23 protein-coding genes and 1 other RNA gene are annotated in these 25,116 nt (G+C 67.2%); 16 read left to right on the forward strand and 8 right to left on the reverse strand.

Annotated elements, in window-relative coordinates; genetic code table 11:
• Positions 1-54: 54 nt before the first annotated feature.
• From AC6RIC_RS09870 to AC6RIC_RS09890, 5 genes are all read right to left on the reverse strand, one after another.
• Positions 55-1,287 (reverse strand): ABC transporter permease, encoded by a 1,233-nt coding sequence (locus AC6RIC_RS09870; protein WP_499736039.1) that lies wholly within the window; start codon positions 1,285-1,287, stop codon positions 55-57.
• The gene (locus AC6RIC_RS09875; protein WP_499736040.1) at positions 1,284-2,033 is read right to left on the reverse strand and encodes an ABC transporter ATP-binding protein; all 750 of its coding nucleotides are present in this window, start codon (positions 2,031-2,033) and stop codon (positions 1,284-1,286) included. Before AC6RIC_RS09875 ends, AC6RIC_RS09870 begins: the two co-directional genes overlap by 4 nt.
• A 10-nt stretch (positions 2,034-2,043) precedes the next feature.
• On the reverse strand, positions 2,044-3,705 hold the full coding sequence (locus tag AC6RIC_RS09880; protein WP_499736041.1) for a hypothetical protein: 1,662 nt from the start codon (positions 3,703-3,705) through the stop codon (positions 2,044-2,046).
• A 107-nt stretch (positions 3,706-3,812) separates the two neighbouring features.
• Positions 3,813-4,601 (reverse strand): N-acetylmuramoyl-L-alanine amidase, encoded by a 789-nt coding sequence (locus AC6RIC_RS09885; RefSeq protein WP_499736042.1) that lies wholly within the window; start codon positions 4,599-4,601, stop codon positions 3,813-3,815.
• 180 nt (positions 4,602-4,781) lie between these two features.
• Positions 4,782-5,531, reverse strand: coding sequence for a TerB family tellurite resistance protein (locus AC6RIC_RS09890; protein ID WP_454656135.1), 750 nt, complete (start codon positions 5,529-5,531; stop codon positions 4,782-4,784).
• Positions 5,532-5,939: 408 nt separating this feature from the next.
• On the opposite strand from AC6RIC_RS09890, the gene AC6RIC_RS09895 reads away from it, so the two are divergent.
• Positions 5,940-6,539, forward strand: a complete 600-nt coding sequence (locus tag AC6RIC_RS09895; RefSeq protein WP_499736043.1) for a lytic transglycosylase domain-containing protein — start codon at positions 5,940-5,942, stop codon at positions 6,537-6,539.
• Between the two features lie 56 nt (positions 6,540-6,595).
• Positions 6,596-7,002, forward strand: an RNA gene (gene rnpB / locus AC6RIC_RS09900) — RNase P RNA component class A.
• Between the two features lie 173 nt (positions 7,003-7,175).
• Here rnpB and AC6RIC_RS09905 read toward each other — a convergent pair.
• Positions 7,176-7,598, reverse strand: coding sequence for an organic hydroperoxide resistance protein (locus AC6RIC_RS09905; RefSeq protein WP_499736044.1), 423 nt, complete (start codon positions 7,596-7,598; stop codon positions 7,176-7,178).
• 148 nt (positions 7,599-7,746) lie between these two features.
• Here AC6RIC_RS09905 and AC6RIC_RS09910 point away from each other — a divergent pair, with 148 nt between their 5' ends.
• The 9 genes from AC6RIC_RS09910 (at position 7,747) to murD (ending at position 17,907) form a co-directional block, all read left to right on the forward strand.
• Positions 7,747-8,211, forward strand: a complete 465-nt coding sequence (locus AC6RIC_RS09910; protein ID WP_499736045.1) for a MarR family winged helix-turn-helix transcriptional regulator — start codon at positions 7,747-7,749, stop codon at positions 8,209-8,211.
• Positions 8,212-8,778: 567 nt separating this feature from the next.
• The gene (locus AC6RIC_RS09915) at positions 8,779-9,255 is read left to right on the forward strand and encodes a division/cell wall cluster transcriptional repressor MraZ (protein WP_499736046.1); all 477 of its coding nucleotides are present in this window, start codon (positions 8,779-8,781) and stop codon (positions 9,253-9,255) included.
• Positions 9,252-10,292 (forward strand): 16S rRNA (cytosine(1402)-N(4))-methyltransferase RsmH, encoded by a 1,041-nt coding sequence (gene rsmH, locus AC6RIC_RS09920; protein ID WP_499736047.1) that lies wholly within the window; start codon positions 9,252-9,254, stop codon positions 10,290-10,292. Before AC6RIC_RS09915 ends, rsmH begins: the two co-directional genes overlap by 4 nt.
• A 2-nt stretch (positions 10,293-10,294) precedes the next feature.
• Entirely contained in the window at positions 10,295-10,681 is a 387-nt protein-coding gene (gene ftsL / locus AC6RIC_RS09925; RefSeq protein ID WP_454656141.1) for a cell division protein FtsL, read from the forward strand.
• Between the two features lie 26 nt (positions 10,682-10,707).
• On the forward strand, positions 10,708-12,456 hold the full coding sequence (locus tag AC6RIC_RS09930) for a peptidoglycan D,D-transpeptidase FtsI family protein (RefSeq protein ID WP_499736580.1): 1,749 nt from the start codon (positions 10,708-10,710) through the stop codon (positions 12,454-12,456).
• A gap of 27 nt (positions 12,457-12,483) precedes the next feature.
• Entirely contained in the window at positions 12,484-13,935 is a 1,452-nt protein-coding gene (locus tag AC6RIC_RS09935; protein ID WP_499736581.1) for a UDP-N-acetylmuramoyl-L-alanyl-D-glutamate--2,6-diaminopimelate ligase, read from the forward strand.
• Positions 13,932-15,359: a UDP-N-acetylmuramoylalanyl-D-glutamyl-2,6-diaminopimelate--D-alanyl-D-alanine ligase gene (locus tag AC6RIC_RS09940; protein WP_499736048.1), complete on the forward strand. Its 1,428-nt coding sequence runs from the start codon at positions 13,932-13,934 to the stop codon at positions 15,357-15,359. The genes AC6RIC_RS09935 and AC6RIC_RS09940 overlap by 4 nt, the downstream gene beginning before the upstream one ends.
• Positions 15,360-15,380: 21 nt before the next feature.
• On the forward strand, positions 15,381-16,463 hold the full coding sequence (gene mraY, locus AC6RIC_RS09945) for a phospho-N-acetylmuramoyl-pentapeptide-transferase (protein ID WP_499736049.1): 1,083 nt from the start codon (positions 15,381-15,383) through the stop codon (positions 16,461-16,463).
• A 10-nt stretch (positions 16,464-16,473) separates the two neighbouring features.
• Positions 16,474-17,907 (forward strand): UDP-N-acetylmuramoyl-L-alanine--D-glutamate ligase, encoded by a 1,434-nt coding sequence (murD, locus tag AC6RIC_RS09950; protein WP_499736050.1) that lies wholly within the window; start codon positions 16,474-16,476, stop codon positions 17,905-17,907.
• A gap of 193 nt (positions 17,908-18,100) precedes the next feature.
• On the opposite strand, the gene AC6RIC_RS09955 is transcribed toward murD, so the two are convergent.
• Positions 18,101-18,580 (reverse strand): VOC family protein, encoded by a 480-nt coding sequence (locus AC6RIC_RS09955; RefSeq protein WP_499736051.1) that lies wholly within the window; start codon positions 18,578-18,580, stop codon positions 18,101-18,103.
• 305 nt (positions 18,581-18,885) lie between these two features.
• Between AC6RIC_RS09955 and AC6RIC_RS09960 the strand changes: the two genes are divergently transcribed.
• From AC6RIC_RS09960 to murB, 4 genes are read left to right on the forward strand one after another with little or no spacing between them, the layout of a single operon-like run.
• Positions 18,886-20,010: an FtsW/RodA/SpoVE family cell cycle protein gene (locus tag AC6RIC_RS09960; protein WP_454656146.1), complete on the forward strand. Its 1,125-nt coding sequence runs from the start codon at positions 18,886-18,888 to the stop codon at positions 20,008-20,010.
• 4 nt (positions 20,011-20,014) lie between these two features.
• The gene (murG, locus tag AC6RIC_RS09965) at positions 20,015-21,118 is read left to right on the forward strand and encodes an undecaprenyldiphospho-muramoylpentapeptide beta-N-acetylglucosaminyltransferase (RefSeq protein ID WP_499736052.1); all 1,104 of its coding nucleotides are present in this window, start codon (positions 20,015-20,017) and stop codon (positions 21,116-21,118) included.
• Positions 21,119-21,133: 15 nt separating this feature from the next.
• On the forward strand, positions 21,134-22,540 hold the full coding sequence (gene murC, locus AC6RIC_RS09970; RefSeq protein ID WP_257734478.1) for a UDP-N-acetylmuramate--L-alanine ligase: 1,407 nt from the start codon (positions 21,134-21,136) through the stop codon (positions 22,538-22,540).
• Between the two features lie 46 nt (positions 22,541-22,586).
• Positions 22,587-23,513, forward strand: coding sequence for a UDP-N-acetylmuramate dehydrogenase (gene murB, locus AC6RIC_RS09975; protein ID WP_499736053.1), 927 nt, complete (start codon positions 22,587-22,589; stop codon positions 23,511-23,513).
• Here the strand turns inward: murB and AC6RIC_RS09980 are convergent.
• Entirely contained in the window at positions 23,488-24,375 is an 888-nt protein-coding gene (locus AC6RIC_RS09980) for an EamA family transporter (protein ID WP_499736054.1), read from the reverse strand. The two genes, murB and AC6RIC_RS09980, sit on opposite strands and share 26 nt — an antisense overlap.
• A gap of 117 nt (positions 24,376-24,492) precedes the next feature.
• Between AC6RIC_RS09980 and AC6RIC_RS09985 the strand changes: the two genes are divergently transcribed.
• Positions 24,493-24,990: a MarR family winged helix-turn-helix transcriptional regulator gene (locus tag AC6RIC_RS09985; protein ID WP_499736055.1), complete on the forward strand. Its 498-nt coding sequence runs from the start codon at positions 24,493-24,495 to the stop codon at positions 24,988-24,990.
• The last annotated feature ends 126 nt before the right edge of the window (positions 24,991-25,116 follow it).

Raw genomic sequence — 25,116 nt, forward strand, 5'->3', positions numbered from 1 at the left:
CCTAGGGCGGGCAGGGTTAAGCGACCCTTGCGCAGTGAAAGAAAATCCGCCGCCTTACTCGCGTCTGAGCGCCTCGATCGGATCGAGCCTTGCGGCGCGGCGTGCCGGGTAGAAGCCGAAGAACACGCCGATCAGCCCGGAGACGCCGACCGCGATCAGGATGGTCTGGACCGAAATCACCGAAGGCCAGCCGGCGACATGGGCGATGGTCAGCGCCGCCGCGATGCCGAGCCCGACGCCGACCGCGCCGCCGATTGTCGCGAGCGTCGTCGCCTCGATCAGGAACTGGGTCAGCACTGCGCTCTGGCGAGCACCGACCGCGAGCCGGAGGCCGATCTCGCGGGTGCGCTCGGTCACCGAGACCAGCATGATGTTCATGATGCCGATGCCGCCGACGAGGAGCGAGACGGCGGCCACAGCCGCGAGCAGCCAGGAGAGGGTGGTCGCGGCGGCGGTCGCGGTATTGGCGATCTCGGTGAGGTTGCGGACGATGAAATCGTCCTCCTGATCCTCCATAAGCCGGTGGCGCTGGCGCAGCAGGGCGGTGACCTCGGCGATGCCCGGCGTGATCGCTTCTTCGTTCGCGAATTTCACCATGATGCTCTGCACCGAACGGTCGCGGGCATAATTGCGCCCGACGATGCGACGCCGGCCGGTATCGAGCGGCACGAAGATGACGTCGTCCTGGTCCTGCCCCAGCGCCGACTGGCCCTTGGCTGCCATCACGCCGATGACCTTGAAGGGCACGTTGCGGATGCGGAACTGCTGGTCGAGCGGGTTCTCCTCGCCGAAGAGGTTGCGCGCGACCGTCTGGCCGATCACGGCGACGATCTCGCCCTTGCGCAGTTCCTCGGGCTCGAACAGCCGGCCGGCACCGATCTCCCATTCGCGGGCGGCGAAGAAGTCGAGATCGGTGGCGGTGATCTGGGTCGACCAGTTGGCGCCGGCATAGACGGCCTGCGCACGGGTGACCAGGACGGGCGCGGCAGCCGTGACGTCCTCGACCTCGCGCAGGATCGCGGCGGCATCTTCGTCAGTGAGGGTCGAGGAGGCGCCGGCGCCGAGCCTGACGCCCCCCTGCGTGACGTTGCCGGACTGGATGATGGCGAGATTGGCGCCGAGCGACTTGATCTGGCCGGTGACGCGCTCGCGGGCGCCGGCGCCGATCGCTACCATGGCGATGACGGCGGCGACGCCGATGATGATGCCGAGCATCGTCAGCGCCGAACGCAGGGCATTGGCACCGATGGCGGACAGCGCCGAGCGGATCGCTTCGGTCAGACTCATGCGGCGGCCTCCGGCAAGCCGATCCCGGCGTCGAAGGCCGCGAGCGCGGCGCGGGCGTCGGCCGGCTCCTGCCTGAGATCGCTGAGCAGGCGGCCGTCGCGGAAGCGGATCAGCCGGCGTGCGTGGCGGGCGACCTCGGCGTCATGCGTGACGAGGACGACGGTGACGCCCTCGCGGTTCAGGTCCTGGAAGAGGGCGAGGATTTCCAGCGCGGTGCGGCTGTCGAGCGCGCCGGTCGGCTCGTCGGCGAGCAAGAGGCGCGGCTCGTTGACCAGCGCGCGCGCAATGGCGACGCGCTGCTGCTGACCGCCGGAGAGCTGCATCGGGCGGTGATGGGCGCGTTCGGCGAGGCCGACGCGGGCGAGCGCCGCAAGTGCGCGCCGCTTGCGCTCGGCGCGGGCGACGCCGGCATAGACCATCGGCAGTTCGACATTGGCGCAGGCATCGATGCGTGGCAGCAGGTTGAACTGCTGGAAGACGAAGCCGAGCTTGCGGTTGCGCAGTTCTGCGAGCCCGTCGCCAGAGAGGGTCTCGACCGCGATGCCGTCGAGCACATAATGCCCGCCGCTCGGCCGGTCGAGGCAGCCGATCAGGTTCATGAAGGTCGATTTGCCCGAGCCTGACGGGCCCATCACCGCAACGAGATCGCCGGCCTCGATCGCGAGCGAGACCCGGTCCAGCGCCGTGACGCGGCCGGAATCGAGATCGTAGACGCGGGAGAGGTCGCGGGTTTCGATCAGGGGCATGGCGGCGCCCTCAGAACAGCCGCGGGCCGCGGGCGCGGGAGGCCGACGGTTCCGGCGCGGTCGTCAGGCGCGGACCGCCGCCGGTCACGACCTGCACGCCGTCCTTGACCTCGCCGCCGAGCAATTCCGTGAAGGCACCGTCGGTCGGGCCGAGCATGACGGGTATAGGCTTGGGTTGGCCGGCTTCGTCCAGCACATAGACGCGGCCGGGAATGCCACGGCTTGGCGCCGCGCGACCCTCCTGCATGATCGCCTCGAACTTAGCGCGCCGCTCGGGATCGAGCACTGCGCCGATCTTCGTGACGATCTCCGTCCGCGCCGTGCGGAAGGCGGCGCGCCGCTCTTCCGGCGAGAGGCCGGCCATCGCTTCACGATTGCCGCGACGCTCCCTCAGGATTTCTGCGATCGCCTGCTTCTGCTCGGGCGTCGGCTGCAATTCGGTCTCGATCCGCTCGCGCAGGGCGTTGGCAGCGCGCGGCCCGCGCTCGCCGGCATCCGGAAGCGCCACCGGGCCGGTGCCCGAGCCGGCAGGGGCAGCACCTGCCGCGCCGGCCGGGCGGAAGCGCAGCGCGGCATTGGGCACGCGCAGCGCATCGGGCCTATCCTCGGTCACGACCTGAAGATTGGCGGTCATGCCGGGCAGGAGTGCCATGTCGCGGTTCTCGACGCGGATGATGCCGGTATAGGTGACGACGTTCTGGATGGTCTGGGCGCCGAGCCGGACCATCTCGACCCGGCCCTGGAAATTGCGGCTGGGATAGGCGTTGACGGTGAAGGAGACCGGCTGACCTGGCTTCAGCCGCCCGACATCGGCCTCGTCGATATTGGCGTAGATGTCGATGGTGCGCAGGTCCTGTGCGATCTGGAACAGGGTCGGCGAGGAGAGCGAGGCGGCGACGGTCTGGCCGAGATCGACCTGGCGCTGGACCACGACGCCGTCGACCGGCGAGCGGATCTGCGTGCGTTCCAGGTCGATCAGGATGTCGCGGAGCTTGGCGTCGCGGCTGCCGATCAGGGCCTGGCTGGCCTGAACCTGTCCTTCGGCGAGCTGGATATCGGCGTCGAGTCCCTTGAGCTCGGCGCGGGCAGAGGCGATCTGGGCTTCGTTCGAGGCGAGCGAGGCAGTCTGGACCTCGACCTGCGTGCGGGCGGTGTCGAGATTCTGTTGCGAGCCCGTGCTGCGGTTGAAGAGCTGGTCCTGCCGTTCGAAGGTGCGCCTGGCATCGGCGAGCTGAGCCGAGGTGCGGGTGCGCTGGGCCTCGATATCGCGGATGAAGGAATCCGCCTTGATCCGCGCAGCGCGGGCGCGTTCGAGCTGGGCGTTCTTGACGACAAGATCGGCCTTGGCCTGTTCGAGATCGGCCTGGGCGGCGTCGCGGCGCGTCCGGATCTGGTCGCTCTGCAGACGGGCGACGACCTGCCCGGCCTTCACCTGCGTGTTGTAGTCGGCGAGGAGCTCGACGATCTGGCCGGACAACTGCGAGCCGACGAGGACGGTCGTGACCGGCGTCAGCGTCCCGGTGGCGCGTACGGCGGCGGTAATGCGGCCGCGATCGAGTGCAGCCGTGCGATAGGGCGGCTCATTGGCGTTGCCGCCTGCCGGGCGCAAAGCCCAGTAGCCGCCAGCCGCCGCAAGCACGATCAGCCCGGTTCCGATCAGCCATTTGCGCAAGGTCGCTTCCCCATCCCGGCAGCCTTTGGCCGCCGCTAGGGAAGAGCTTGCCAGAAAGCGGGCCGCACGGCGAGTTAACTTCCTGCAATCTTTGGCTTAGCCGACGGTCAGGCGGTGCGGCTCGCTTGTGTGGCGGCGAGCAGATCGCGCAGCGTCGTGATCGTCGAGGAATCGGCGATGCCGTCGACCTTCTCTGGGCGCCAGTGGCGCTGGAAGGCGGCGACCGCCGCTTCCAGCTTCTCGTCGAAGATGCCGTCGACGGTGACGCCATAGCCCAGCATCGCGAACATCGCCTGCAAGGCCTCGACCGGCTGGCCGCTTTCGCCACGCGCGAAGAAGCGGCCGCCGCGGATCGGGGCCGGCTCCGTCCAGAGGCCGACGCCGGCCTCACTGAGCCGGCGCCACGGGAATTTCTCGCCAGGGTCGATCTTGCGGCCGGGCGCGATGTCGGAATGGGCAAGCACGCGCTCGGGGGGGATCGACCAGCGCTCGCAGATGTCGCGGCAGAGGTTGAGCGTCGCGGCGATCTGCTCCTCGGGATAGTCGGGCAGGCCGCCTGGATGGCCGGGATTGGCGATCTCGATGCCGATCGAGCAGGAGTTGATATCGGTCTCGCCGGCCCAGTGCGAGGCGCCTGCATGCCAGGCGCGCCGACCTTCCGGCACGAGCTGGAGCGTGTGGCCGTTCTCGAAGACGAAGTAATGCGACGAGACTTGCGCCACCGGGTTGCAGAGCCATTGCAGCGCTTCGCCCGCGACCGGCATGCCGGTGTAATGCAGGATCAGCATGTCGGGCCGACGGTCCGGCGTGCCGTCGGGGTGCTTGCGCTCACCGTGGTTCGGCGAGGGAAAAATCTTCGAGGCGAAGCGGCTGTCGGGCTTGGCTGTGTCGGTCATGCGTCGGCCTTAGCGCATTGTGTGATCGTGGTGGAACCGCGCCGTCATCCCGGGCGACCGAAGGGAGACCCGGGATCCATTCCTGAGCATGTCCGATTGAGGTTCAGGCATGGATCCCGGATCGGCGCGGCTAACGCCGCTTGTCCGGGATGACCCGCGTATTGTCCGAGAAGCCTGGATTCAAGCAGGTTGCGGCGCGAGGCTGCGGCTCATGCCGCGTTCCTTCTGGATTGCGTCCCAGGCGGCATTGATGGCGGCGATCCGGCGTGTCGCGATGGCGATCGCTTCCTCCGGCAGGCCGCGGGCGATCTCGCGGTCGGGATGGGTCTCGGCGACGAGGCGGCGGTAATGGCGCTTGAGCTCGGCGTCGTCCATCTCGCGGCTGGCGCCGAGCACGAGATAGGGATCGTCGGGCCGGCGGGCATGGCGGGCCTCGATCCGGGCGAAATCACTCTCGGCGATGCCGAAGATGCCGGCGACGGACTGGAGATAGGCGTGCTCGGCCTCATGGATCGCGCCATCGGCGGCGGCGATCAGGAAGAGCCCGTCGAGCACGTCCTCCAGCAGGGCCGGCTCATCCTTGAAGGCGCCGGCGATCTGCGTGGCATAGGCCTCGAAGCCGGCGCTGGTCTGCTTGGCGAGATCGAACAGGGCCTCGATGCGCTGCTGCTGGTCGGGCGGGACCTCGACGATGCGGCGGAAGGCGGTGATCTCGTCGCAGGTCACGACGCCGTCCGAGCGCGCCATCTTGGCGGCAAGCGCGACGAGGCCGGTGGTGAAGACGAGCTCGCGCGGAGCCGGGCCGAAGGGCGCGCCCTCGCGATCGACCAGGACATGGCCGGCGAGTGCGCCGACGAGGGCGCCGAGCGGGCCGCCGATCACGAGCCCGAGCCCGCCACCGCCAAGAGCGCCCCAGAAAGAGGAAGCCATCACAAAACCGATCCCGGTGAATCCGAATGCGCAGATGATGGGAGAAGGGGGCTTATCCGCGCAAGAGCGCCCGGTGCGGCGGCCTGCCGCGCCCAAAAAGCACATCCGGCCGCGAATGAGGCCGAAATGCGGCAGCTGATTCGCCTGCTTGATTCGCACCCGGAGGCGGGGAGCCGGCGAAGTTTTTCGAGTGACCGAATACATATGAATACTGAATAGTTAAATATAGAATAAATTCCTGTTTACGCTAATTGTTGATCGTTTTTCTGTGGAATGTGACAGATTATCGACACATTCGACCATCAGTTGAGCGCCCCCATCGGCCAGTCATGGCGCAATGGGGTTCAATTCGACATGCGATATATCTGTGGTGGTCTCGCGACTGCGTGCCTGATTAGCCTCTCCGGGGTGGCCTTTGCTGAGGATTTCGTCAACGCGGAAACGGACCCCAGAGCTATCGTTCTCCGCGACGCCGAGATCGCCCGCGCCAAGGCCGCCGAAGGCAAGAGTGAGGACGTCCAGGCCGAGGCTCCCAAGGCGAAGTCCGCTGCCCGCGCGGCCAAGGCGGAGGCCGTCAAGTCAGAGACCGAAAAGCACGAGACCCGCGCCAGCCGCGCGCTTGCCGCTCCGGCCGGCTCCGAAGGCATCAAGGCCATCGTCGCGCGCCATGCGGCTGCCAATGGTGTGCCGTTCTCGCTCGCTGATGCCGTCGTGCGCGTCGAGAGCCGCTACAATCCGCGGGCTTCGCATGCCGGCAATTACGGCCTGATGCAGATCCGTCACCAGACGGCGCGCGGCATGGGTTATTCCGGCAGCGCCGGCGGGTTGCTCGATGCCGAGACCAATGCCCGTTACGGCATGAAATACCTCGCCATGGCCTACAAGATGGCGGGCGGCGATACCTGCCGCACCATCATGAAGTATCAGAGTGGCCATATGGCGACCCGGATGAGCGGCGCCAACCGCACCTATTGCGCCAAGGTGCGCACGATCACCGCCCGCAACTGATCTTTCCGGTGCGCCTGCGCTTGACGCGGGCTGCGCCAGCGCGCATTTCCCCCTCGCCAGTCGGCCGGACGGCCGCTCTCGCTCGCGAGGGAGGAAAGTCCGGGCTCCACGGAAACACGGTGCCGGATAACGTCCGGCGGGGGCGACCCCAGGGAAAGCGCCACAGAGATCGAACCGCCTCGCGCTGGAGAGCTTCGGCTTTTCCGGCGAGGTAAGGGTGAAAAGGTGCGGTAAGAGCGCACCGCGGACCCGGCAACGGGGACGGCATGGCAAGCCCCACCGGGAGCAAAACCGAATAGGGACGATGCTGCCCGCGCAAGCGGGCAGGGGCAGGTTTCTGTGCCTTGTCGTCCGGGTTGGTTGCTCGAGGCGCGCAGCAATACGCGTCCCAGAGGAATGGCCGTCACGTCGGGGGAGCGATCCTCCGGCCATCCAGAACCCGGCTTACAGGCCGACTGGCACCTCGACCGTCGTGAATTCTACTCCGGCGGGCATCCGACGCGGCTTTCTGCGCTTCCGGTGCTCACGAACCGATGTCCGCTGCGCTCCGGTTCTCGATAGCCGCGCCGGCTGCCTCACCGGAGCGAATTCCCGATCGGTCTCAGGGCTCGATCAGCGTGCGCCGGAATACCTGTCTCAGGCCACCGTCGTCTCGACCGGAATGTTGCCCTTCGTCGCATGCGAGTAGGGGCAGACCACATGGGCCTTCTTAACGAGGTCCTCGACCGCGGCCTTGTCGAGGCCGGGCACCGAGACGGTCAGCTTCGCGGTGATGCCGAAGCCCTGGCCGTCGTCGCGGGCGCCGATGCCGATATCGGCCGAGATCTTCGCGTCATCCGGGATCTTCACCTTCTCCTTGCTGGCGACGAACTTGAGCGCGCCGAGGAAGCAGGCCGAGTAGCCCATGGCGAAAAGCTGCTCGGGATTGGTGCCTTCGCCGCCGCCGCCGCCGAGTTCCTTGGGGGTGTTCAGCACGAGCTTGACGTTGCCAGTGTCGGTCGCGGCCTGGCCTTCGCGGCCGCCGGTGGCGGAACCATGCGCGGTATAAAGTGTCTTCATGATCGATCTCCTTGCTCGCTGGGTTGATGGTTGCCTTTTAGATTGTGCACAATTAAATTGTCAACAATTAATTTGGGCAAGGCAAAGAGCGGTTGATCGCGGGGCTGCTTTCGGCTTTCCGTGGAACAAGGTGATCGGCGAGGGTGTGATGGCGAAGCAGGACAGGGCCGGGGAGGGTGTGCCGCGTCTGGAGCAGCAGCTCTGTTTTGCGATCTATCAGGTTGGCCATGCCTTTAATCGGGCCTATCGCCCGATCCTGGCGGCGCTCGGGCTGACCTACCCGCAATATCTCGTGATGCTCGTGCTCTGGGAGCAGGATGGGCTGACGGTGAAGGATCTGGGCGAGCGGCTGATGCTCGATTCCGGCACGCTGACGCCGCTGCTGAAGCGGCTCGAAGCCTCCGGCCTGATCCGGCGTGAGCGCGATGCGCGCGACGAGCGGCAGGTGCGCATCCATCTCGCCGAGAAGGGCGAGGGGCTGCGCGAGCAGGGGCGTTGCGTGCAGGATGCTGTCGGCGAGGCGCTCGGCGGGACGGCCGGCGATGCCGGGCGGTTGCGCGATCAGCTCGGCCTCGTCCGCGATGCGCTGCTGGCGTCATCGCGCGAGGAGTGAGGGCGTGTCCGTTGCCGCGGGCGGTACATTTGTCATTCCGGGGCTTCGCGTAGCGAAGAGCCCGGAACCCACGACCGGGTGAGCGACCTGAGCCGTGATATAAAGTGCCTCACCCAGTCGTGGGTTCCGGGTTCGCGCCTGCGGCGCGCCCCGGAATGACAACCGTGGTGCGTTCCGATGGCCTACTCCTCGGCGCCGCGCTCCGGCTCGCCGAAAATAACGGCCCGCTTTCGTAAAAATTTTTCGTAGCGCCGATGCGCTCCTCCGCCTGCCGATAAGGCCGGACGACGCCGAATTGCGCGTGCTTACGGATACTTAACCTTAACGAGCTGTGATGGCGGAGAGTCCTCGTGGGTGCGCCGTTGCACCCGCGATTCCATTGACGCCCATATAGGCCCATGCTATCCCAAATCATCCCGTCGAAGCCGGCAGGCAAACCAAGGGTCAGGCTCCGTGTGCCGCGCGGAATTTGGCTTGCTGGACTGCCTTGCCCGCTTCGACGGAGAGTCCTTTCGCCGCTTGCCCATCTCAGCGGTGTCGCCTTGAAGAGCAGGCCGGGAGGCGGCGTTGACGGACCGCTTCGTCTCGAATTTCACGAACCGGCTCGACGCCAAGGGGCGCGTCTCCATTCCCTCGAGTTTCCGGTCGGTGCTGGCCAAGGACGGCTACGAGGGTCTCTATGTCCATCAGGGGCTCGACCTGCCGGCGCTGGATGCCGGCGGCAACGCGCTCAGGGCCACGATCGACGATATCCTCGCGCGCTTCTCGCCGTTCTCGGACGAGTGGGAGTTGCTCTCGACGGCGCTGAACGGCACCTCGGAGGTGCTGAGGATCGACACGGAGGGGCGGATGGTGCTGAGCGAGGCGCTGAAGGCGCATGCCGGTATCGGCGATGCCGTGACCTTCGTCGGCCACGGCCACAAGTTTCAGATCTGGGAGCCGGAGCGGTTCCGCGCGCATCTCGACGCGGCGCGGACGCGTCTGCGCGACGTGAAGCGCACGCTCGGCAGTTTGACCATTCCAACGGGAGGCACGGGCACATGACGGACCATGGCGACCGTTCCGGCGGAGCCATTGGCGGACCGGTTCGTCATGTGCCCGTGTTGCTCGCCGAGGTTCTGGCCGCGCTCGCGCCGCAGGCCGGCGGGCGCTATCTCGACGGCACCTTCGGGGCAGGGGGGTATTCGCGCGCGATCCTCGATGCCGCGCCGGATGTGACCCTGCTGGGGCTGGACCGCGACCCGACGGCGATCGCCGGCGGTGCTGATCTCGTCGCCGAGATGGCCGGACGCCTGACGCTGTCCCAGGCCAATTTCGGCGAGCTTGCCGAGGAGGCCGAGCGCTTCAAGATGGCGCCGCTCGACGGCGTCGTGCTCGATATCGGCGTCTCCTCGATGCAAATCGATCAGGCAGAGCGCGGCTTTTCATTCCGCTTCGACGGGCCGCTCGACATGCGCATGAGCAGCGCCGGACAGAGCGCGGCCGACCTCGTCAACGAGGCCGAGGAAGGGCTGCTCGCCAATATCTTCTATCACTATGGCGAGGAGCGCCGCTCGCGCGCCGTCGCACGCGCGGTGGTCGAGGCCCGCCGCAAGGCGCCGATCGCGACGACCAAGCAACTGGCCGATCTCGTCGCCGGCATCGTCTGGGGCGAGCCCGGCGGGGCGCATCCGGCGACGCGCGTGTTCCAGGCGCTGCGCATCGCGGTCAATGACGAACTCGGCGAGCTGGTCCGGGCGCTGCACGCGGCCGAGACCGTGCTGAAGCCGGGCGGGCGACTGGTCGTGGTGACCTTCCATTCCCTGGAAGACCGTATCGTCAAGCAGTTCTTCGCCGAGCGCTCCGGCCGGGTGCCGGCGGGCTCGCGTCATGCGCCGGCGGTTGCCGCCGCGCAGCCGACCTTCAGGCTGGTCGCCAAGGGTGCGGTCGCGCCGTCCGAGGCCGAGATGCGGGCCAATCCGCGGGCGCGCTCGGCCAAGCTGCGTGCCGCCGAACGCAACGAGGCGCCGGCACGCCGGGCCGATGCCGGGCTCGTCGCGCTCTCCACCGTCCCCGACCTGCAGCCGCGCCGGAGGCCCTGAGCGTGATCAAGCTCCTGCATGTCATCGCCATCGGCGCGCTGGTCTCCTCGGCGGTCTATGCCTATTCGATCAAGTACGAGACGACGCTGGCGACCGAGCATCTCCAGAAGCTCAAGTCCAAGACCCAGCGCGAGCGCGACGCCATCGCCGTGCTCAAGGCGGAGTGGCAGTTCCTGAACCGGCCTGACCGCGTCCAGATGCTGGCGGAGCGCCATCTCGACCTCCAGCCCTTCGTGGTGACGCAGGTGGTCAAGCCCTCGGACATCCCGAACCGCGGACCCAAGGTCGATACGATCGGCCGCAAGCTCGAGGATCTCGGGCTCGGACTGCCGACCGAGACACCCAGGAACACCAGGGCGGGCGCGACCACGCCGGGGCCGATGCCATGACCGAGCCGACACGAGACGAGGTTTCGATGGAGCAGCAGCACGAGGCCGCCGAAAGTGCGGTCAAGCGCGGGCGCCTGGCCTGGCTGCGCGATGTCTTCCGCATGAGCGGCGAGAAGAGCGAGCCGCGCGTTGGGCTCGTCATCCTCGGCTTCTCGGCGCTGTTCCTCGCGATCACAGGCCGGCTGGTCTATCTCGGGGTCGCCCCGAACGAGCAGGTGGGCTTACGCCGCGCCACCTCCAATGCCATTTCCGCCGCCCGGCCCGACATCGTCGACCGCAACGGCGAGGTGATGGCGACCGATATCCGCACGGTCTCGGTCTTCGCCGAACCGCGCCGCATCCTCGACAAGGACGAGGCGACCGAGCTTCTGACGGCGGTGCTGCCGGATCTCGACGCCAAGGATTTGCGCGACAAGCTCGGCACCAAGAAGGGCTTCGTCTGGGTCAAGCGCGAGATCACGCCGCGCCAGCAGGCGGAAGTGCATCGCCTCGGCATCCCCGGCGTCGGTTTCGTGCCCGAGAACAAGCGCGTCTATCCGAACGGCAATGCCGCCGCCCATGTGCTCGGCTTCGCCAATATCGACAATGTCGGCATCGCCGGCATCGAGAAATACATCGACTCGCAAGGCCTGCAGGACCTGAACGGAGCGGGGCTGGCGACCGAGGCGTCCGATCTCAAGCCGGTCAAGCTGTCGATCGACCTGCGCGTCCAGCACCTGCTGCGCGACGAACTCTCTAAGGGACTGGAGCGCTTCAAGGCCATCGCCGCCGCCGGCGCGATCATGGACGTGAACACCGGCGAGGTGCTCGCGCTGGTCTCGCTGCCCGATTTCGATCCGGGCAACCCGGTCGACGCGCTGGAGAAGGACCGGATCAACCGGATGAATGTCGGCGTCTACGAGATGGGCTCGACCTTCAAGGCGCTGACCATCGCGATGGCGCTGGATTCCGGCAAGGCCAACATCAATTCGAGCTATTCGACCGCCGGTGGCATGATGCGGTTCGGCCGCCAGGTCATCAAGGAGTACCACGGCACCGGACGGACGCTCACCGTGCCCGAGGTTTTCCTGAAGTCGTCGAACATGGGCACGATCAAGATGGCGCTGGCCGTCGGCGTCGACGGCCACAAGGCCTTCCTCAAGAAGATGATGCAGCTCGACCGGATGACGACCGAGCTGCCGGAAAGCGCGGCGCCGATCGTTCCGCAGCGCTGGGGCGAGATCAACACCGCGACCATCGCCTTCGGTCACGGCCTTGCCGTCGCGCCGCTGCAGGCGCTGACCGCGGTGGCAGCGCTGGTCAATGGCGGCTACCTGATGAAGCCAACCTTCCTGAAGCGCTCCGAGGAGGAGGCGCGCAAGGTGGCGACCCGCGTCATCAAGCCGGAGACCTCCGAGGCGCTGCGTTACATCATGTGGCTCAACGGCGAGAAGGGCTCGGCCCGCAAGGCGAGCGTCGACGGCTATTTCGTCGGCGGAAAGACCGGTACGGCCGAAAAGGTCATCAACGGCCGCTACGCCAAGAACAAGAACTTCACCACCTTCACGGCGATCGCCCCCTCCGACAAGCCGAAATACCTGTTCCTCGCGATCTATGACGAGCCGAAGGGCTATGCCGAGAGCGGCGGCTATTCGACGGCGGCCTGGAATGCCGGCGTGACCACGGGCAAGGTGATCGAACGCGCCGGGCCGATCCTGGGGCTCAACCCGCGCTTCGACCCGCCGGTGGCGCCGTTCCCGCTGATGGCGCGGCTCGGTGCCTGGGGTTCGCGCTGATCTCGACTTATAACGGTGACCATGACGATGACCGGATACAGCCTCGGAGACCTCTTCCCCGAGATTTTCGAGGCTGAGGCCGCCAGCCAGCAGGTGCATGGCGTCGCCTTCGACAGCCGCAAGGTGACCGGCGACGACGTCTTCGTCGCGCTTGCCGGCGCCAAGGCCGATGGTGCGCGCTTCATCATGGATGCGGTTGGGCATGGCGCGGTCGCGATCGTCTCGGGCGGGCCTCGCCCGGCCGATCTGCCGGCCGGCGTCGCCTTCGCGCAGGTCGACGATCCACGGCTGGCACTGGCACTGGCCGCTGCCAAAATCCATCCGCGCCAGCCCAGGACCATCGTCGCGGTGACCGGCACCAGCGGCAAGTCCTCGGTGGCGGACTTCACCCGGCAGATCTTCCAGGCGCTCGGTCATGAATCGGCGAGTGTCGGCACGATCGGCGTGGTGACGGCCAAGGGCGCCGATTACGGCTCACTGACGACGCCGGACCCGCTTTCGCTGCACGCCTCGTTCGAGAAGCTCGCGGGCGAGGGCGTCACGCATCTGGCGATGGAGGCCTCCTCGCACGGTCTCGACCAGCGCCGCCTCGATGGGGTCCTGCTCAGCGCCGGCGCCTTTCTTAATCTCGGCCGCGACCATCTCGACTATCACCCAAGCGTCGAGGAATACCTTGCCGCGAAGCTGCGGCTCTGGGAGCTGCTGCCGGCCGGTGCGCCGGTCGTGATCAATCGCGACGAACCCTATGCGGGGGAGGCGGCTGAGGCTGCGGCCAAGGCAGGGCATCCGATCATCGGCATAGGCCGCAAGGGCGAGACGTTGACCCTGCTGCGCAACGAGCGCGACGGCTTCTCGCAGTGGCTGACTGTTGGTTTCGAGGGGCGCGAGTTGTCGGTCGACCTGCCTCTGGTCGGTGATTTCATGGCCGGCAACGCGCTCGTTGCTGCCGGGCTCGCCATTGCCACCGGCGAGGATAAGGCTGCATCGCTCAAGGCGATTTCCGGCTTGAAGGGCGTCGCCGGGCGGCTCGAACGCGTCGGCGAGGCGAATGGCGGGCTCGTCGTCGTCGATTACGCCCACAAGCCCGATGCGCTCGCCGCGGTGCTGACGACGCTGCGGCCTTACGCGACCGGACGCCTGATCTGCGTCTTCGGCTGTGGTGGCGATCGCGACAAGGGCAAGCGCCCGCTGATGGGCGCGATCGCGGCCGAAAAGGCCGATATCGCCATCGTCACCGACGACAACCCGCGCAGCGAGGATCCGGCGACCATCCGGGCCGAGATCATGGCCGCTTCGCCCAGGCTACAGGAGATCGGTGACCGCGAGGAAGCGATCCATGCTGCCGTAAAGATGCTGAAGCCTGGGGATTTGCTGGTCGTGGCCGGAAAAGGCCATGAATCCGGCCAGATCATAGGCGACCGGACGCTGCCCTTCTCGGACCATGACGTGGTCCGGAAAGCGCTATCGGAGATCAAATGATGGGCGGCCCACTCTGGACCGGAGACAAGCTGATCGCGGCGCTGCGGGCGCGGCCCGAAGGCGCCGTGCCGCGGGTCGTGACCGGAGCCTCGATCGATACGCGGACGCTGGAGCCGGGCGACGTCTTCTTCGCCATCACCGGGGAGGCGCGCAACGGGCATGATTTCGTTAAGAGCGCTCTCGACAAGGGCGCGGCGCTTGCCGTGATCGACGAGGCGCATGCCGCTCAGTTTGAGGGCGTGGGCGCACTCGCCGTCGTGCCGGACGTGCTGAAGGCGATGGAGCATGCGGGCAGCGCGCGCCGCGCCGAGCTCAAGGCCGGCGTGGTTGCCGTTACCGGCTCTGTCGGCAAGACCGGCACCAAGGAGGCCTTGCGCCTCGTGCTCTCGCGCCAGGGCAAGACCCATGCGCCGGTCGCTTCCTATAACAACCACTGGGGCGTGCCGCTGACGCTCTGCCGCACCCCCGCCGATGTCGCCTATGGCGTCTACGAGATCGGCATGAACAGTCCCGGCGAGATCGTGCCGCTGGCGCGGATGGTGCGTCCGCAGGTCGCCATCGTCACCACGATCCAGCCCGTGCATCTCGCCGCCTTCGCCTCGCTCGAGGGGATCGCCGAGGAGAAGGCCGGCGTTTACTGGGAACTCGAGAAGGGCGGCACGGCGATCGTCAATGCCGACATCCCGCAATCCGAATTGCTGCGCGACATCGCCAAGTCCGGTCCGGCCGGGCGGATCATCACCTTCGGCGAGAGCCCCGATGCCGATGTGAAGCTGATTTCCTGCGCGCTGAAGCCCGACATGTCGGTGGTCGAGGCCCGCGTCTTCGGCGAGCCTGTGACCTACCGGCTGGGCAGCCCAGGCAAGCATATCGTGCTGAATTCGCTGGCGGTGCTTGCCGCTGTCCATGCGCTCGGGGCCGATCTCGCGCTGGCCGCGCTGGCGCTGGGCGATCTCAAGCCGCCAGCCGGGCGTGGTGCGCGGCAGGTGCTCCAGGCACCGGGCGGCAAGATCACACTGCTCGACGAGAGCTATAACGGCAACCCCGCCTCGATGCGGGCCGCGATCGAGAATCTCGGCCGCCTGCCGGTCGAGGGGCGCGGCCGGCGCATCGCCGTGCTCGGCGACATGCTGGAGCTCGGGGCAACCGGGCCGGAGTTGCATCGCGGCCTCGCCGAGCCGCTGGTTTCGAACGGGATCGACAAGGTGTTCACCTGCGGCCCGCTGATGAAAGGGCTGCATGAGAGCTTGCCTTCCGCCATGCGGGGGGCTTATGCCGCAACCGCGAGCGAGCTGGAGCCGCTCGTGCTCGATGCGATCCGCGGCGGCGACACTGTCACGGTCAAGGGATCGCTGGGCACGCGCATGGGGCCGATCGTCAAGGCGATCCTCGCGCGCTTTCCTGCCGTGCCTGCCGAAGACTGATTTACAAGAGAACCAAGCAGCATGCTCGTCTGGCTCGCCGACTTCGCCGGCACCTTCCCGGTGCTGAACGTCTTCCGCTACATCACCTTCCGCGCCGGCGGGGCGACGGCGACGGCGCTGCTGTTCGTCTTCTTCTTCGGCCCCTCGGCCATTTCCTGGCTGCGGATCAAGCAGGGCAAGGGCCAGCCGATCCGCACCGACGGGCCGGAATCGCATTTCGCCAAGCGCGGTACGCCGACCATGGGCGGGCTGATGATCCTGACCGGGTTGTTCGTCGCGGTGCTGCTCTGGGGCAATCTGCGCAACCCTTACGTCTGGATCGTGCTCGGCGTCACGGCGGCCTACGGCGCCATCGGCTTCTATGACGACTTCCTCAAGGTGACCAAGCAGTCGCACAAGGGCTTCTCGGGGAAGGCCCGCATCGCGATCGAGGTCGTGGTCGCGCTGATCGCCTGCTATTTCATCATGCAGATGCAGCCGCCGGCGATCGGCTCGGGCTTCGCCATGCCCTTCCTCAAGGAAGCGATCATCCCGCTCGGCATCCTGTTCCCGCTGGTCACCGCCTTCGTCGTGGTCGGCGCCGGCAATTCGGTGAACCTGACCGACGGTCTCGACGGGCTCGCCATCGTGCCGGTGATGATTGCGGCCGGCACCTTCGGCTTCATCTCCTATCTCGTCGGCAACGCGATCTTCGCCAATTACCTGCAGATCCACCATATCCCCGGCGCGGGCGAACTCGCCGTGATCTGCGGCGCGGTCATCGGCGCCGGCCTCGGCTTCCTCTGGTTCAACGCGCCGCCGGCCCAGATCTTCATGGGCGATACCGGCTCGCTCGGCTTAGGGGGCCTGCTCGGCACCATCGCGGTCGCGACCAAGCACGAGATCGTGCTCGCCATCGTCGGCGGTCTCTTCGTGGTCGAGGCGCTCTCCGTCATCATCCAGGTCTTCGTCTTCAAGCGCACCGGCAAGCGCGTCTTCCTGATGGCGCCGATCCACCACCATTTCGAGAAGCTGGGCTGGACCGAGCCGCAGGTCGTGATCCGGTTCTGGATCATCTCGGTCGTGCTGGCGCTGGTCGGCCTCGCCACGCTGAAGCTGCGCTGAGAGTACCCGCATGACGCCCGTCACCGTTTTCGCCGGGCGTAAGGTCGCCCTGTTCGGCCTCGGCGGGTCGGGGCTCGCAACGGCGCGCGCGCTCACGGCGGGCGGCGCCGAGGTCGCGGCCTGGGACGACAACGAGACGAGTCGCGCGAAGGCGTCGGTCGAGGGCATTGCCGTCGTCGATCTGGCGAATGCCGACTGGTCGGGTTTCGCCGCCTTCGTGCTCTCACCCGGCGTGCCGCTGACCCATCCCGAGCCGCACTGGACGGTGGGCAAGGCCAGGGCTGCCGGCGTCGCGATCATCGGCGATGTCGAATTGTTCTTCCTGGAGCGGGCGAAGATCGCGCCGGCTTCCCCGGTCGTCTGCATCACCGGTACCAACGGCAAGTCGACGACGACGGCGCTGATCGCGCATGTGCTGAAGGAAGCCGGCCGCGACGTGCAGATGGGCGGCAATATCGGCACCGCCGTGCTGGCGCTGGAGCCGCCGGCCGCGAACCGCATCCATGTCATCGAGTGCTCGAGCTATCAGATCGATCTCGCGCCCTCGCTCAAGCCCACCGTCGGCATCCAGATGAACCTGACGCCGGATCATCTCGACCGGCACGGCTCGCTGGAGAACTATGCGGGAATCAAGGAGCGGCTGGTTGCCGCGGCCGATATCGCGGTAGTTGGTGTCGATGATGATGCTTCCAAGCAGATGGCGCGCCGTCGCGCCGCCGGAGGCCGCCCGCTGGTGAAGATCAGCGGCGAGCAGCCGCTCGACGAGGGCGTCTTCGCCGGCGTCACCGCCAATCAGGGCCGGCTCGACACGCGCATCGTCGAGGTCAAGGACGGCAAGCCTAAGGTCGTGGCCAACCTTGCTGGCATCGGCTCGCTGCGCGGCTCGCATAACGCGCAGAATGCTGCAGCTGCCTTCGCCGCCTGCTCGGCTCTGGGCCTCACCGCCGAAGAGATCGCTGATGGATTCAAGACCTATCCGGGTCTGGCGCATCGCATGGAAGAACTCGGCCGGATCGGCCGTGTCGTCTTCATCAACGATTCCAAGGCGACCAATGCGGACTCCACCGAGAAGGCGCTGACCTCCTTCCACGGCATCTTCTGGATCCTCGGCGGCAAGGCCAAGGACGGCGGCATCGAGTCCCTGCGCCGCTACTTCCCCAACATTGCCCGCGCCTATCTGATCGGGGCGGCGAGCGACCTCTTCGCCGCGACCTTTGACGATGACGGGCGCGTCACTTACGAGCGCAGCGTCACGCTCGACAAGGCGGTGGCCGCCGCCACGCGCGACGCCCTGGCGGCGCCGGGCGAAGGCGAGATCGCCGTGCTGCTCTCGCCGGCCTGCGCTTCCTTCGACCAGTTTCCGAATTTCGAGGTGCGCGGCGATACGTTCCGCAAGCTGGTCGCGGACCTGCCGGGCTTCGAGCCGTTCGGCGGCAAGCGGTAGGTCAGGGGCTGCACCAGCTTGTCATTCCGGGGCTTCGCGGAGCGAAGAACCCGGAACCCACGACTGGGTGAGCCGCTGGCAACCGAACACTTTATGTCTCACCCCATCGTGGGTTCCGGGTTCACGCCTGCGGCGTGCCCCGGAATGACAAGGGCGGTGCCAAGTCCCTGTGAAGACGCAACGGCTCTGCGCTTCAACCGCGCCGGGCGGCCTCGATCTTGGCGACGTCGATCTTCTGCATCGTCATCATCGCGGCGAAGGCGCGCTTCGCCTCCTCGCCGCCGACGGCCAGCGCCTCGCTGAGCACGCGCGGGGTGATCTGCCAGGACAGACCCCATTTATCCTTGCACCAGCCGCAATCGCTCTCCTTGCCGCCATTGCCGACGATGGCGTTCCAATAGCGATCCGTTTCCGCCTGATCCTCGGTGGCGATCTGGAAGGAGAAGGCCTCGCTGTGCTTGAACATCGGCCCACCATTGAGGCCGAGGCAGGGGATGCCGAGCACCGTGAAGGTGACCGTCAGCACGTCGCCGGCCTTGCCGGAGGGGAAATCGGTCGGGGCTCGGAAGACCTCGTTCACCGTGCTGTCCGGGAAGGTCTCGGCATAGAAGCGGGCGGCGGCCTCGGCGTCCTTGTCGTACCACAGGCAGATCGTGTTCTTGGCGATGGCCATGGTCAGTCCTTTCGCTGTCGAAACTGGTGCAGGCTGCAACTCCTCCCATGGGGCGACAATGCGTGTCAGGAGCGGCACCCGCATCTGCTCGGCTGCACGAGGCCGATTTGACGCATGGAGTCGATCGCGGTGACTGAGGCTGCATCGAACAGGTCAGGAAGCGTCATTGCGCCGCTGTGGATCGCGATGCGCTGAACTCACCGATCCGACGCATCGGAATCAATCGGTTAACCATTCATTGACAGAGTGATTCGTCACGTAGGCGTGGCTTCGGCCGCGCAGAATTTGTCGATGGGATACCCGTCATGGTCTCGCGCGCGGAACCTTCTCTCAGCGGCCGCTGGTGGTGGTCGATCGACCGCCTGATCCTCACCGCGCTCGTCGCCCTGATGATTTCGGGCGTCGTGCTGCTGATGGCCGGTGGGCCGCCGGTCGCCGAGCGGCTCGGCCTGTCGACCTTCCATTTCGTCAACCGGCAGGCGGCCTATCTCGTCGGCGCGCTGGTGATCTTCCTCGGGGTCTCGCTGATGACGCCGCGCCAGGTCCGGCGCGCCGCGCTGCTGATCTATCTCGGCTCGCTCGTGATGGTGGTGGCGACGCTCTATTTCGGCGTTGAGGTGAAGGGCGCGAAACGCTGGCTGACGCTCGGGCCGCTCGGCTCGGTGCAGCCGTCCGAGTTCCTCAAGCCCGCCTTCGTCGTGATGGCCGCCTGGGCCTTCGCCGAAGGCCTGCGTCGTCCCGACCTGCCGGGCACGATCCTGGCGCTGCTCCTGCTGCCGGTCACCATCGTGCCGCTCGTTCTCCAGCCCGATTTCGGCCAGACCATGCTGGTGAGCCTGGTCTGGTGCGGCCTGTTCTTCGTCGCCGGCCTGCACTGGTTCTGGGTGGTCGGGCTGGGCGGCATCGGCGCCGTCGGTATCGTGGTTGCCTATGAGCTGGTGCCGCACGTTCGCGCCCGTATCGAGCGCTTCATGGACAAGGGCTCGGGCGACTCGTTCCAGGTCGATACGGCGTTGGAGAGCTTCGCGCAGGGCGGCTGGCTCGGCAAAGGGCCGGGCGAAGGCACCGTGAAGCGCATCCTGCCCGACGCCCATACCGACTTCATCTTCGCGGTCACCGCCGAGGAGTTCGGCATCGTGGTCTGCATGCTCCTGGTCGCGCTCTTCGCGGTCATCGTGATCCGGGCATTGTTCGTGGCGCAGAAGGCGGAGGATCCGTTCATTCGCCTCGCGGTCACCGGCCTTGCCCTGCTCTTCGGCATCCAGTCGGCGATCAACATGATGGTCAACCTGCACATGATGCCGGCCAAGGGCATGACGCTGCCCTTCATCTCCTATGGTGGCTCTTCGCTGCTGTCGCTTGCGGTCGGGATGGGCTTCCTGCTGGCGCTGACCCGGCGGCGCCCGCGCGCCGTCGATTTCGGGCGCTGAGGCGATGGCCACAGGCAAGCTCATCATGCTGGCGGCCGGGGGAACCGGCGGCCATCTCTTCCCGGCGGAGGCGCTGAGCCACGCGCTGCACGCCAAGGGCATGCGCGTCGTGCTGATGACCGATACGCGCGCCGCCGAGTTCGCCGGGAATTTCCCGGCCGAGGCGGTGCATGCGGTGCCGGCGGCGACGCCGTCCGGCCGCTCGCCTTTGCAGAAGGCCAAGGCGCTGTTCGCCATCGCCAAGGGCACCTTCGCGGCGCGACGGATCATCCGACAGCTGAAGCCGGACGTCGTCGTCGGCTTCGGCGGCTACCCGACGGTACCGCCGGTGCTCGGCGCCTCGCTTGCGGGAGTTCGCACGCTCATCCACGAACAGAACGCCGTGATCGGCCGCGCCAATCGCTTTCTTGCCGGCCGCGCCGACGTGATCGCCACCGGCTTCGCCAAGGTCGGCGGGATCACCGAGGCGCAACAGGCCAAGTGCCGGCATGTCGGCAATCCTGTCCGCCCGGCCGTGATCGAGGCCTCAGGCCGCGACTATGACTGGCCGGGCGAAGGCAAGATCAGGCTCCTCGTCTTCGGCGGCAGCCAGGGCGCGCGCATCATGGCCGATATCGTGCCGTCGGCGATTGAGCTCCTGACCGATGCCGAGCGGGCACGCCTGACCATCGTCCAGCAGGCGCGGGCTGAGGACGACGAGCGCGTGCGCGGCATCTACGAGACGCTCGGCGTCCAGGCGACGATCGCGCCCTTCTTCAAGGACCTGCCGGCGCAGATGGCGGCGGCGCAGCTCGTCATCGCGCGCTCCGGCGCCTCGACCGTGGCGGAGCTCACCGTGATCGGGCGGCCGGCCTTGCTGGTGCCGCTGCCGGGCTCGCTCGACCAGGACCAGGCGGCCAACGCCGCCTTCCTCGAAGGGGTGGGCGGGGCGATCCGTATCCTCCAGCCGGATTTCACGCCGCGCCATCTTGCCGACGAATTGTCGAAGTTGATCGCGCAGCCCGCGCACTTGACGACGATGGCGGCAAACGCGAAGAGCGCCGGCATCCCCGACGCCGCCGACCGCCTGGCCGATCTCGTGATCGCCACGGCTCAATCTTCGAACTGACAGGATTCCAGGACCATGAAGCTGCCGCCGAAGCTCGGCTCCATCCATTTCGTCGGCATCGGCGGCATCGGCATGTCCGGCATCGCCGAGGTCCTGCACAATCTCGGCTACAAGGTGCAGGGCTCGGACGCCTCCGACGGCGCCAACGTCAAGCGCCTCGCCGACAAGGGCATTACCACCTTCGTCGGCCACAAGGCGGAGAATCTCGGCGAGGCCGAGGTCGTCGTGGTCTCGACCGCGATCAAGCGCGACAATCCGGAGCTGCTGGCCGCGCGCGAGAAGCGTCTGCCGGTGGTGCGCCGCGCCGAGATGCTGGCCGAGTTGATGCGCCTGAAGAGCTGCGTCGCCATCGCCGGCACCCATGGCAAGACGACCACGACCTCGCTGGTGGCGACGCTGCTGGAGAAGGGCGGGCTCGACCCGACCGTGATCAATGGCGGCATCATCAACGCCTATGGCACCAATGCCCGCATGGGCGAGAGCGACTGGATGGTGGTCGAGGCCGACGAATCCGACGGCACCTTCCTGAAGCTGCCGGCCGACGTGGCGATCGTCACCAATATCGACCCCGAGCATCTCGATCATTTCGGCACTTTCGACGCGATCAAGGCGGCCTTCCGCTCCTTCGTCGAGAACCTGCCCTTCTACGGCTTCGCGGTGATGTGCATCGACCATCCGACGGTGCAGGGGCTGGTCGGCCAGATCACCGACCGCCGCGTCGTCACCTATGGCGAGAACCCGCAGGCCGATTTCCGGCTGATCGATATCGATCTCTCGGGTGGACAGGCCAAATTCACGCTGCTGATCCGTGACCGCAAGACCGGCCGCGATGAGGTGATCCGCGACCTCGTGATGCCGATGCCCGGCCATCACAACGCGCTGAACGCCACGGCGGCGATCGCGGTCGCCTATGACCTCGGCATCCCGGTCGAGCGCATCCGCGAGGCGCTGGCCGGCTTCGGCGGCGTCAAGCGCCGCTTCACCAAGACCGGCGAGTGGAACGGCGCGCTGATTTTCGACGATTACGGCCACCACCCGGTCGAGATCGCCGCTGTGCTCAAGGCGGCCCGCGCCTCGACCAAGAACAAGGTGATCGCGATCGTTCAGCCGCATCGTTATACGCGCCTGTCGAGCCTGTTCGACGATTTTGCCGCCTGCTTCAACGATGCCGACACGGTGATCGTCGCCGATACCTATGCGGCCGGCGAGGCGCCGATCGCCGGTGCCGACCGCGATTCGCTGGTCGCGGGCATCAAGGCGCGCGGCCATCGCCATGCCCTGCCGCTGGAGAGTTCCGACAAGCTCGCCGGCATGGTGGCGGAGCTGGCCGGGCCGGGCGACTATGTCGTCTGTTTGGGCGCCGGCAACATCACGCAATGGGCCTATGCGCTGCCGGGTGAACTGGCGGCGCTGAAGGGATAAGCTTGTTTCCTTCTCCCCCGAGGGGAGAAGGAGTAAGCGCCGAGCCATGTCCTTCGCAGACCTCTCTTCCGATATCCGCGCCTCTGCTCCCGATCTGCGGGGCCGGCTTCTCGCCAATCAGGAGCTTTCTGGCCTGACCTGGTTCCGCGTCGGCGGCCCAGCGCAGATCCTGTTCACGCCGGCCGATGACGAGGACCTCGCCTATCTGCTGTCGAAGCTGCCGGAGGATGTCGCGGTCACGGTGATCGGGCTCGGCTCCAACCTGATCGTGCGCGATGGCGGCATTCCCGGCGTCGTGATCCGGCTCGGCGGCAAGGCCTTCGGCGAGATCGCGCTGGAGAGCGGCGACCGCCTGCGTGCCGGCACGGCCGTGCCGGACGTGAAGGTCGCCCGCGCGGCGGCGGATGCCTCGCTCGACGGGCTGGCCTTTTATCGCGGTATTCCGGGCTCGATCGGCGGGGCGCTGCGCATGAATGCCGGCGCCCATGGCGGCGAGACCACCGACGTGCTGGTCTCGGTGCGTGGCGTCACCCGCAAGGGCGAGATCGTGACGCTCTCCCATGCGGATATGGGCTTCACCTATCGCAACAGCGCGGCCGCGACCCGCGATATCATCTTCACCTCGGCGCTGTTCCAGGGCCGGCCGGGCGATCAGGCGGAAATCCAGGCCGAGATGGACAGGGTCACGGCGGCGCGCGAGGCGGCGCAGCCGATCAAGGAACGCACCGGCGGCTCGACCTTCAAGAACCCCGAAGGCGGCAAGGCCTGGAAGCTGATCGACGCCGCCGGCTGCCGCGGCCTGCGCGTCGGCGGAGCGCAGGTCTCGGAGATGCACTGCAACTTCCTGATCAACACCGGCGGCGCGACGGCCGCCGATGTCGAAGGGCTCGGCGAGGAGGTTCGCCGCCGGGTCAAGGAGAACTCCGGCTTCGATCTGCAGTGGGAGATCAAGCGGCTCGGGGTTGCGGCGTAGCCGCGACTGCCGAGGCGCGGCGGCGCGAGAGGATCATCCCGGCGATCGTCGATCCCAAGACGATCGCGATGCCCAGGAATTGCACCGGGCTCAGCCATTCGCCCAGCAGCAGGGCCCCCAGAATCGTCGCCATGGTCGGGCTGAGCAGCCCGAGGAAGGCGACGCCGGCCCCCAGCGTCGTGATGCCCCTGATCCAGAGCCAATACGTCAGGGCCGTGCCGATGAGCACGAGATAGGCGAAGCCGAGCCCGTTCAGGGCGGTGGGGACCGGCGGCAAGCCTTCGACGATCAGCGCGACCGGCAGCAGGATCAGGCCGCCGAGCGTGAGCTGCCAGGCCGCGATCGCCAGCGGCGAGCCCATCTTGCCCCATCGTTCGATCAGCACGGTTCCCGTCGCCATCGAGGCCGCGCTAAAGAGGCCTGCGATGATGCCGAGCGCATCGGGTTTCGCATGCGGGTCGAGCACCAGCAGGGCGACGCCGACGAGTCCGGCGAGCGCGGCCACGATCTGCCCGCGGCCCGGACGCCGGTTGAGCAGGGGCCAGGCGAGCAGGCCGACGATCAGAGGCTGGGTCGAGCCGACGGTGGCGGCGAGCCCGCCGGGCAGGCGCGCGGCACTGACGAAGAGCAGGGCGAAGAAGATGCCGATATTGGCGAGGCCGAGCACTGCCAGCGGCAGGAGTTTGTCGCGCGGCGGCAGGCCGGGGCCGAGCGCCATCAGCAGCAATCCGGCGGGCAGGGCCCTGAGCGCGCCGACGAGCAGCGGATGCTCTACCGGCAGCGTCTGGGTGAAGATGATGTAGGTTGTGCCCCAGATGCAGGGCACGAGAATCGTGGTCAGCAAGGGCCGGTTCAGTGGCATTTCGGCCTCCGATGCGTGCCGCGCTTGGCTCTCGCCAGCACAGCTGCTATTTTGGTTTGATGTGATATAATTCGATATCAAATTATCTGACGTGAAGTTACTTGGCAAGGAGCAGGAATGAGTCAGGAGCGAGCCGGCGTTCAGGGCGGGCCGATGGATTCGATCCTGGCGCAGTGGCGGCGGGAGCGGCCGGATCTCGATACGAGCGTCATGGCGGTCTGCGGCGATCTCTGGCGCGCGGCGGACCGGGTGCGCGATGGTGTCGCCGCCAATCTCGCGGGTGACGAGCTCGATCTCGCTGGTTTCGACGTGCTGCTGACGCTCCGGCGACAGGGCAGGGGGCGGGCGCTCTCACCCTCCGAACTCGCGCAGGACATGATGATCTCGACCTCGGCGATGACCAACCGGCTCGACCGCCTGCAGAAGCGCGGGCTGATCGAGCGGCAGCCCGATCCGGCCGATCGTCGGGCCTTGCGCATCGTGCTGACCGAGGCCGGGTTCGCGCTGGCCGACCGAATCGTCGCCAGCCATGTCGCGACCGAGGAACGGCTGGTCAGCGCGCTCTCGGGGGAGGAGCGGGCGGAGCTGAGACGGCTGCTTGCGAAGATCGGCTAGCGGCTGTTGATTTCCCGGGGAAACACGCGGGTCATCCCGGGCTTGACCCGGGATCCATGCCGGAGCGCTGCTCATCAAGGTTCAGGCATGGATCCCGGCTCTTCGCTTCGCTCCGGCCGGGATGAC

Source organism: Allobosea sp. TBD101, from assembly GCF_059817965.1.

Excerpts from the sequence above, each read along its gene's own strand:
- AC6RIC_RS09935 (WP_499736581.1), top strand. The coding sequence starts at position 12,484 with ATGACCGGATACAGCCTCGGAGACCTCTTCCCCGAGATTTTCGAGGCT.
- AC6RIC_RS09930 (WP_499736580.1), top strand. The coding sequence starts at position 10,708 with ATGGAGCAGCAGCACGAGGCCGCCGAAAGTGCGGTCAAGCGCGGGCGC.
- rsmH (WP_499736047.1), top strand. The coding sequence starts at position 9,252 with ATGACGGACCATGGCGACCGTTCCGGCGGAGCCATTGGCGGACCGGTT.
- AC6RIC_RS09885 (WP_499736042.1), bottom strand. The coding sequence starts at position 4,601 with ATGACCGACACAGCCAAGCCCGACAGCCGCTTCGCCTCGAAGATTTTT.
- murD (WP_499736050.1), top strand. The coding sequence starts at position 16,474 with ATGACGCCCGTCACCGTTTTCGCCGGGCGTAAGGTCGCCCTGTTCGGC.
- AC6RIC_RS09985 (WP_499736055.1), top strand. The coding sequence starts at position 24,493 with ATGAGTCAGGAGCGAGCCGGCGTTCAGGGCGGGCCGATGGATTCGATC.
- AC6RIC_RS09905 (WP_499736044.1), bottom strand. The coding sequence starts at position 7,598 with ATGAAGACACTTTATACCGCGCATGGTTCCGCCACCGGCGGCCGCGAA.
- AC6RIC_RS09870 (WP_499736039.1), bottom strand. The coding sequence starts at position 1,287 with ATGAGTCTGACCGAAGCGATCCGCTCGGCGCTGTCCGCCATCGGTGCC.
- AC6RIC_RS09890 (WP_454656135.1), bottom strand. The coding sequence starts at position 5,531 with ATGGCTTCCTCTTTCTGGGGCGCTCTTGGCGGTGGCGGGCTCGGGCTC.
- AC6RIC_RS09940 (WP_499736048.1), top strand. The coding sequence starts at position 13,932 with ATGATGGGCGGCCCACTCTGGACCGGAGACAAGCTGATCGCGGCGCTG.
- AC6RIC_RS09875 (WP_499736040.1), bottom strand. The coding sequence starts at position 2,033 with ATGCCCCTGATCGAAACCCGCGACCTCTCCCGCGTCTACGATCTCGAT.
- mraY (WP_499736049.1), top strand. The coding sequence starts at position 15,381 with ATGCTCGTCTGGCTCGCCGACTTCGCCGGCACCTTCCCGGTGCTGAAC.
- murG (WP_499736052.1), top strand. The coding sequence starts at position 20,015 with ATGGCCACAGGCAAGCTCATCATGCTGGCGGCCGGGGGAACCGGCGGC.
- AC6RIC_RS09955 (WP_499736051.1), bottom strand. The coding sequence starts at position 18,580 with ATGGCCATCGCCAAGAACACGATCTGCCTGTGGTACGACAAGGACGCC.
- AC6RIC_RS09980 (WP_499736054.1), bottom strand. The coding sequence starts at position 24,375 with ATGCCACTGAACCGGCCCTTGCTGACCACGATTCTCGTGCCCTGCATC.
- murC (WP_257734478.1), top strand. The coding sequence starts at position 21,134 with ATGAAGCTGCCGCCGAAGCTCGGCTCCATCCATTTCGTCGGCATCGGC.
- murB (WP_499736053.1), top strand. The coding sequence starts at position 22,587 with ATGTCCTTCGCAGACCTCTCTTCCGATATCCGCGCCTCTGCTCCCGAT.
- AC6RIC_RS09910 (WP_499736045.1), top strand. The coding sequence starts at position 7,747 with ATGGCGAAGCAGGACAGGGCCGGGGAGGGTGTGCCGCGTCTGGAGCAG.
- AC6RIC_RS09960 (WP_454656146.1), top strand. The coding sequence starts at position 18,886 with ATGGTCTCGCGCGCGGAACCTTCTCTCAGCGGCCGCTGGTGGTGGTCG.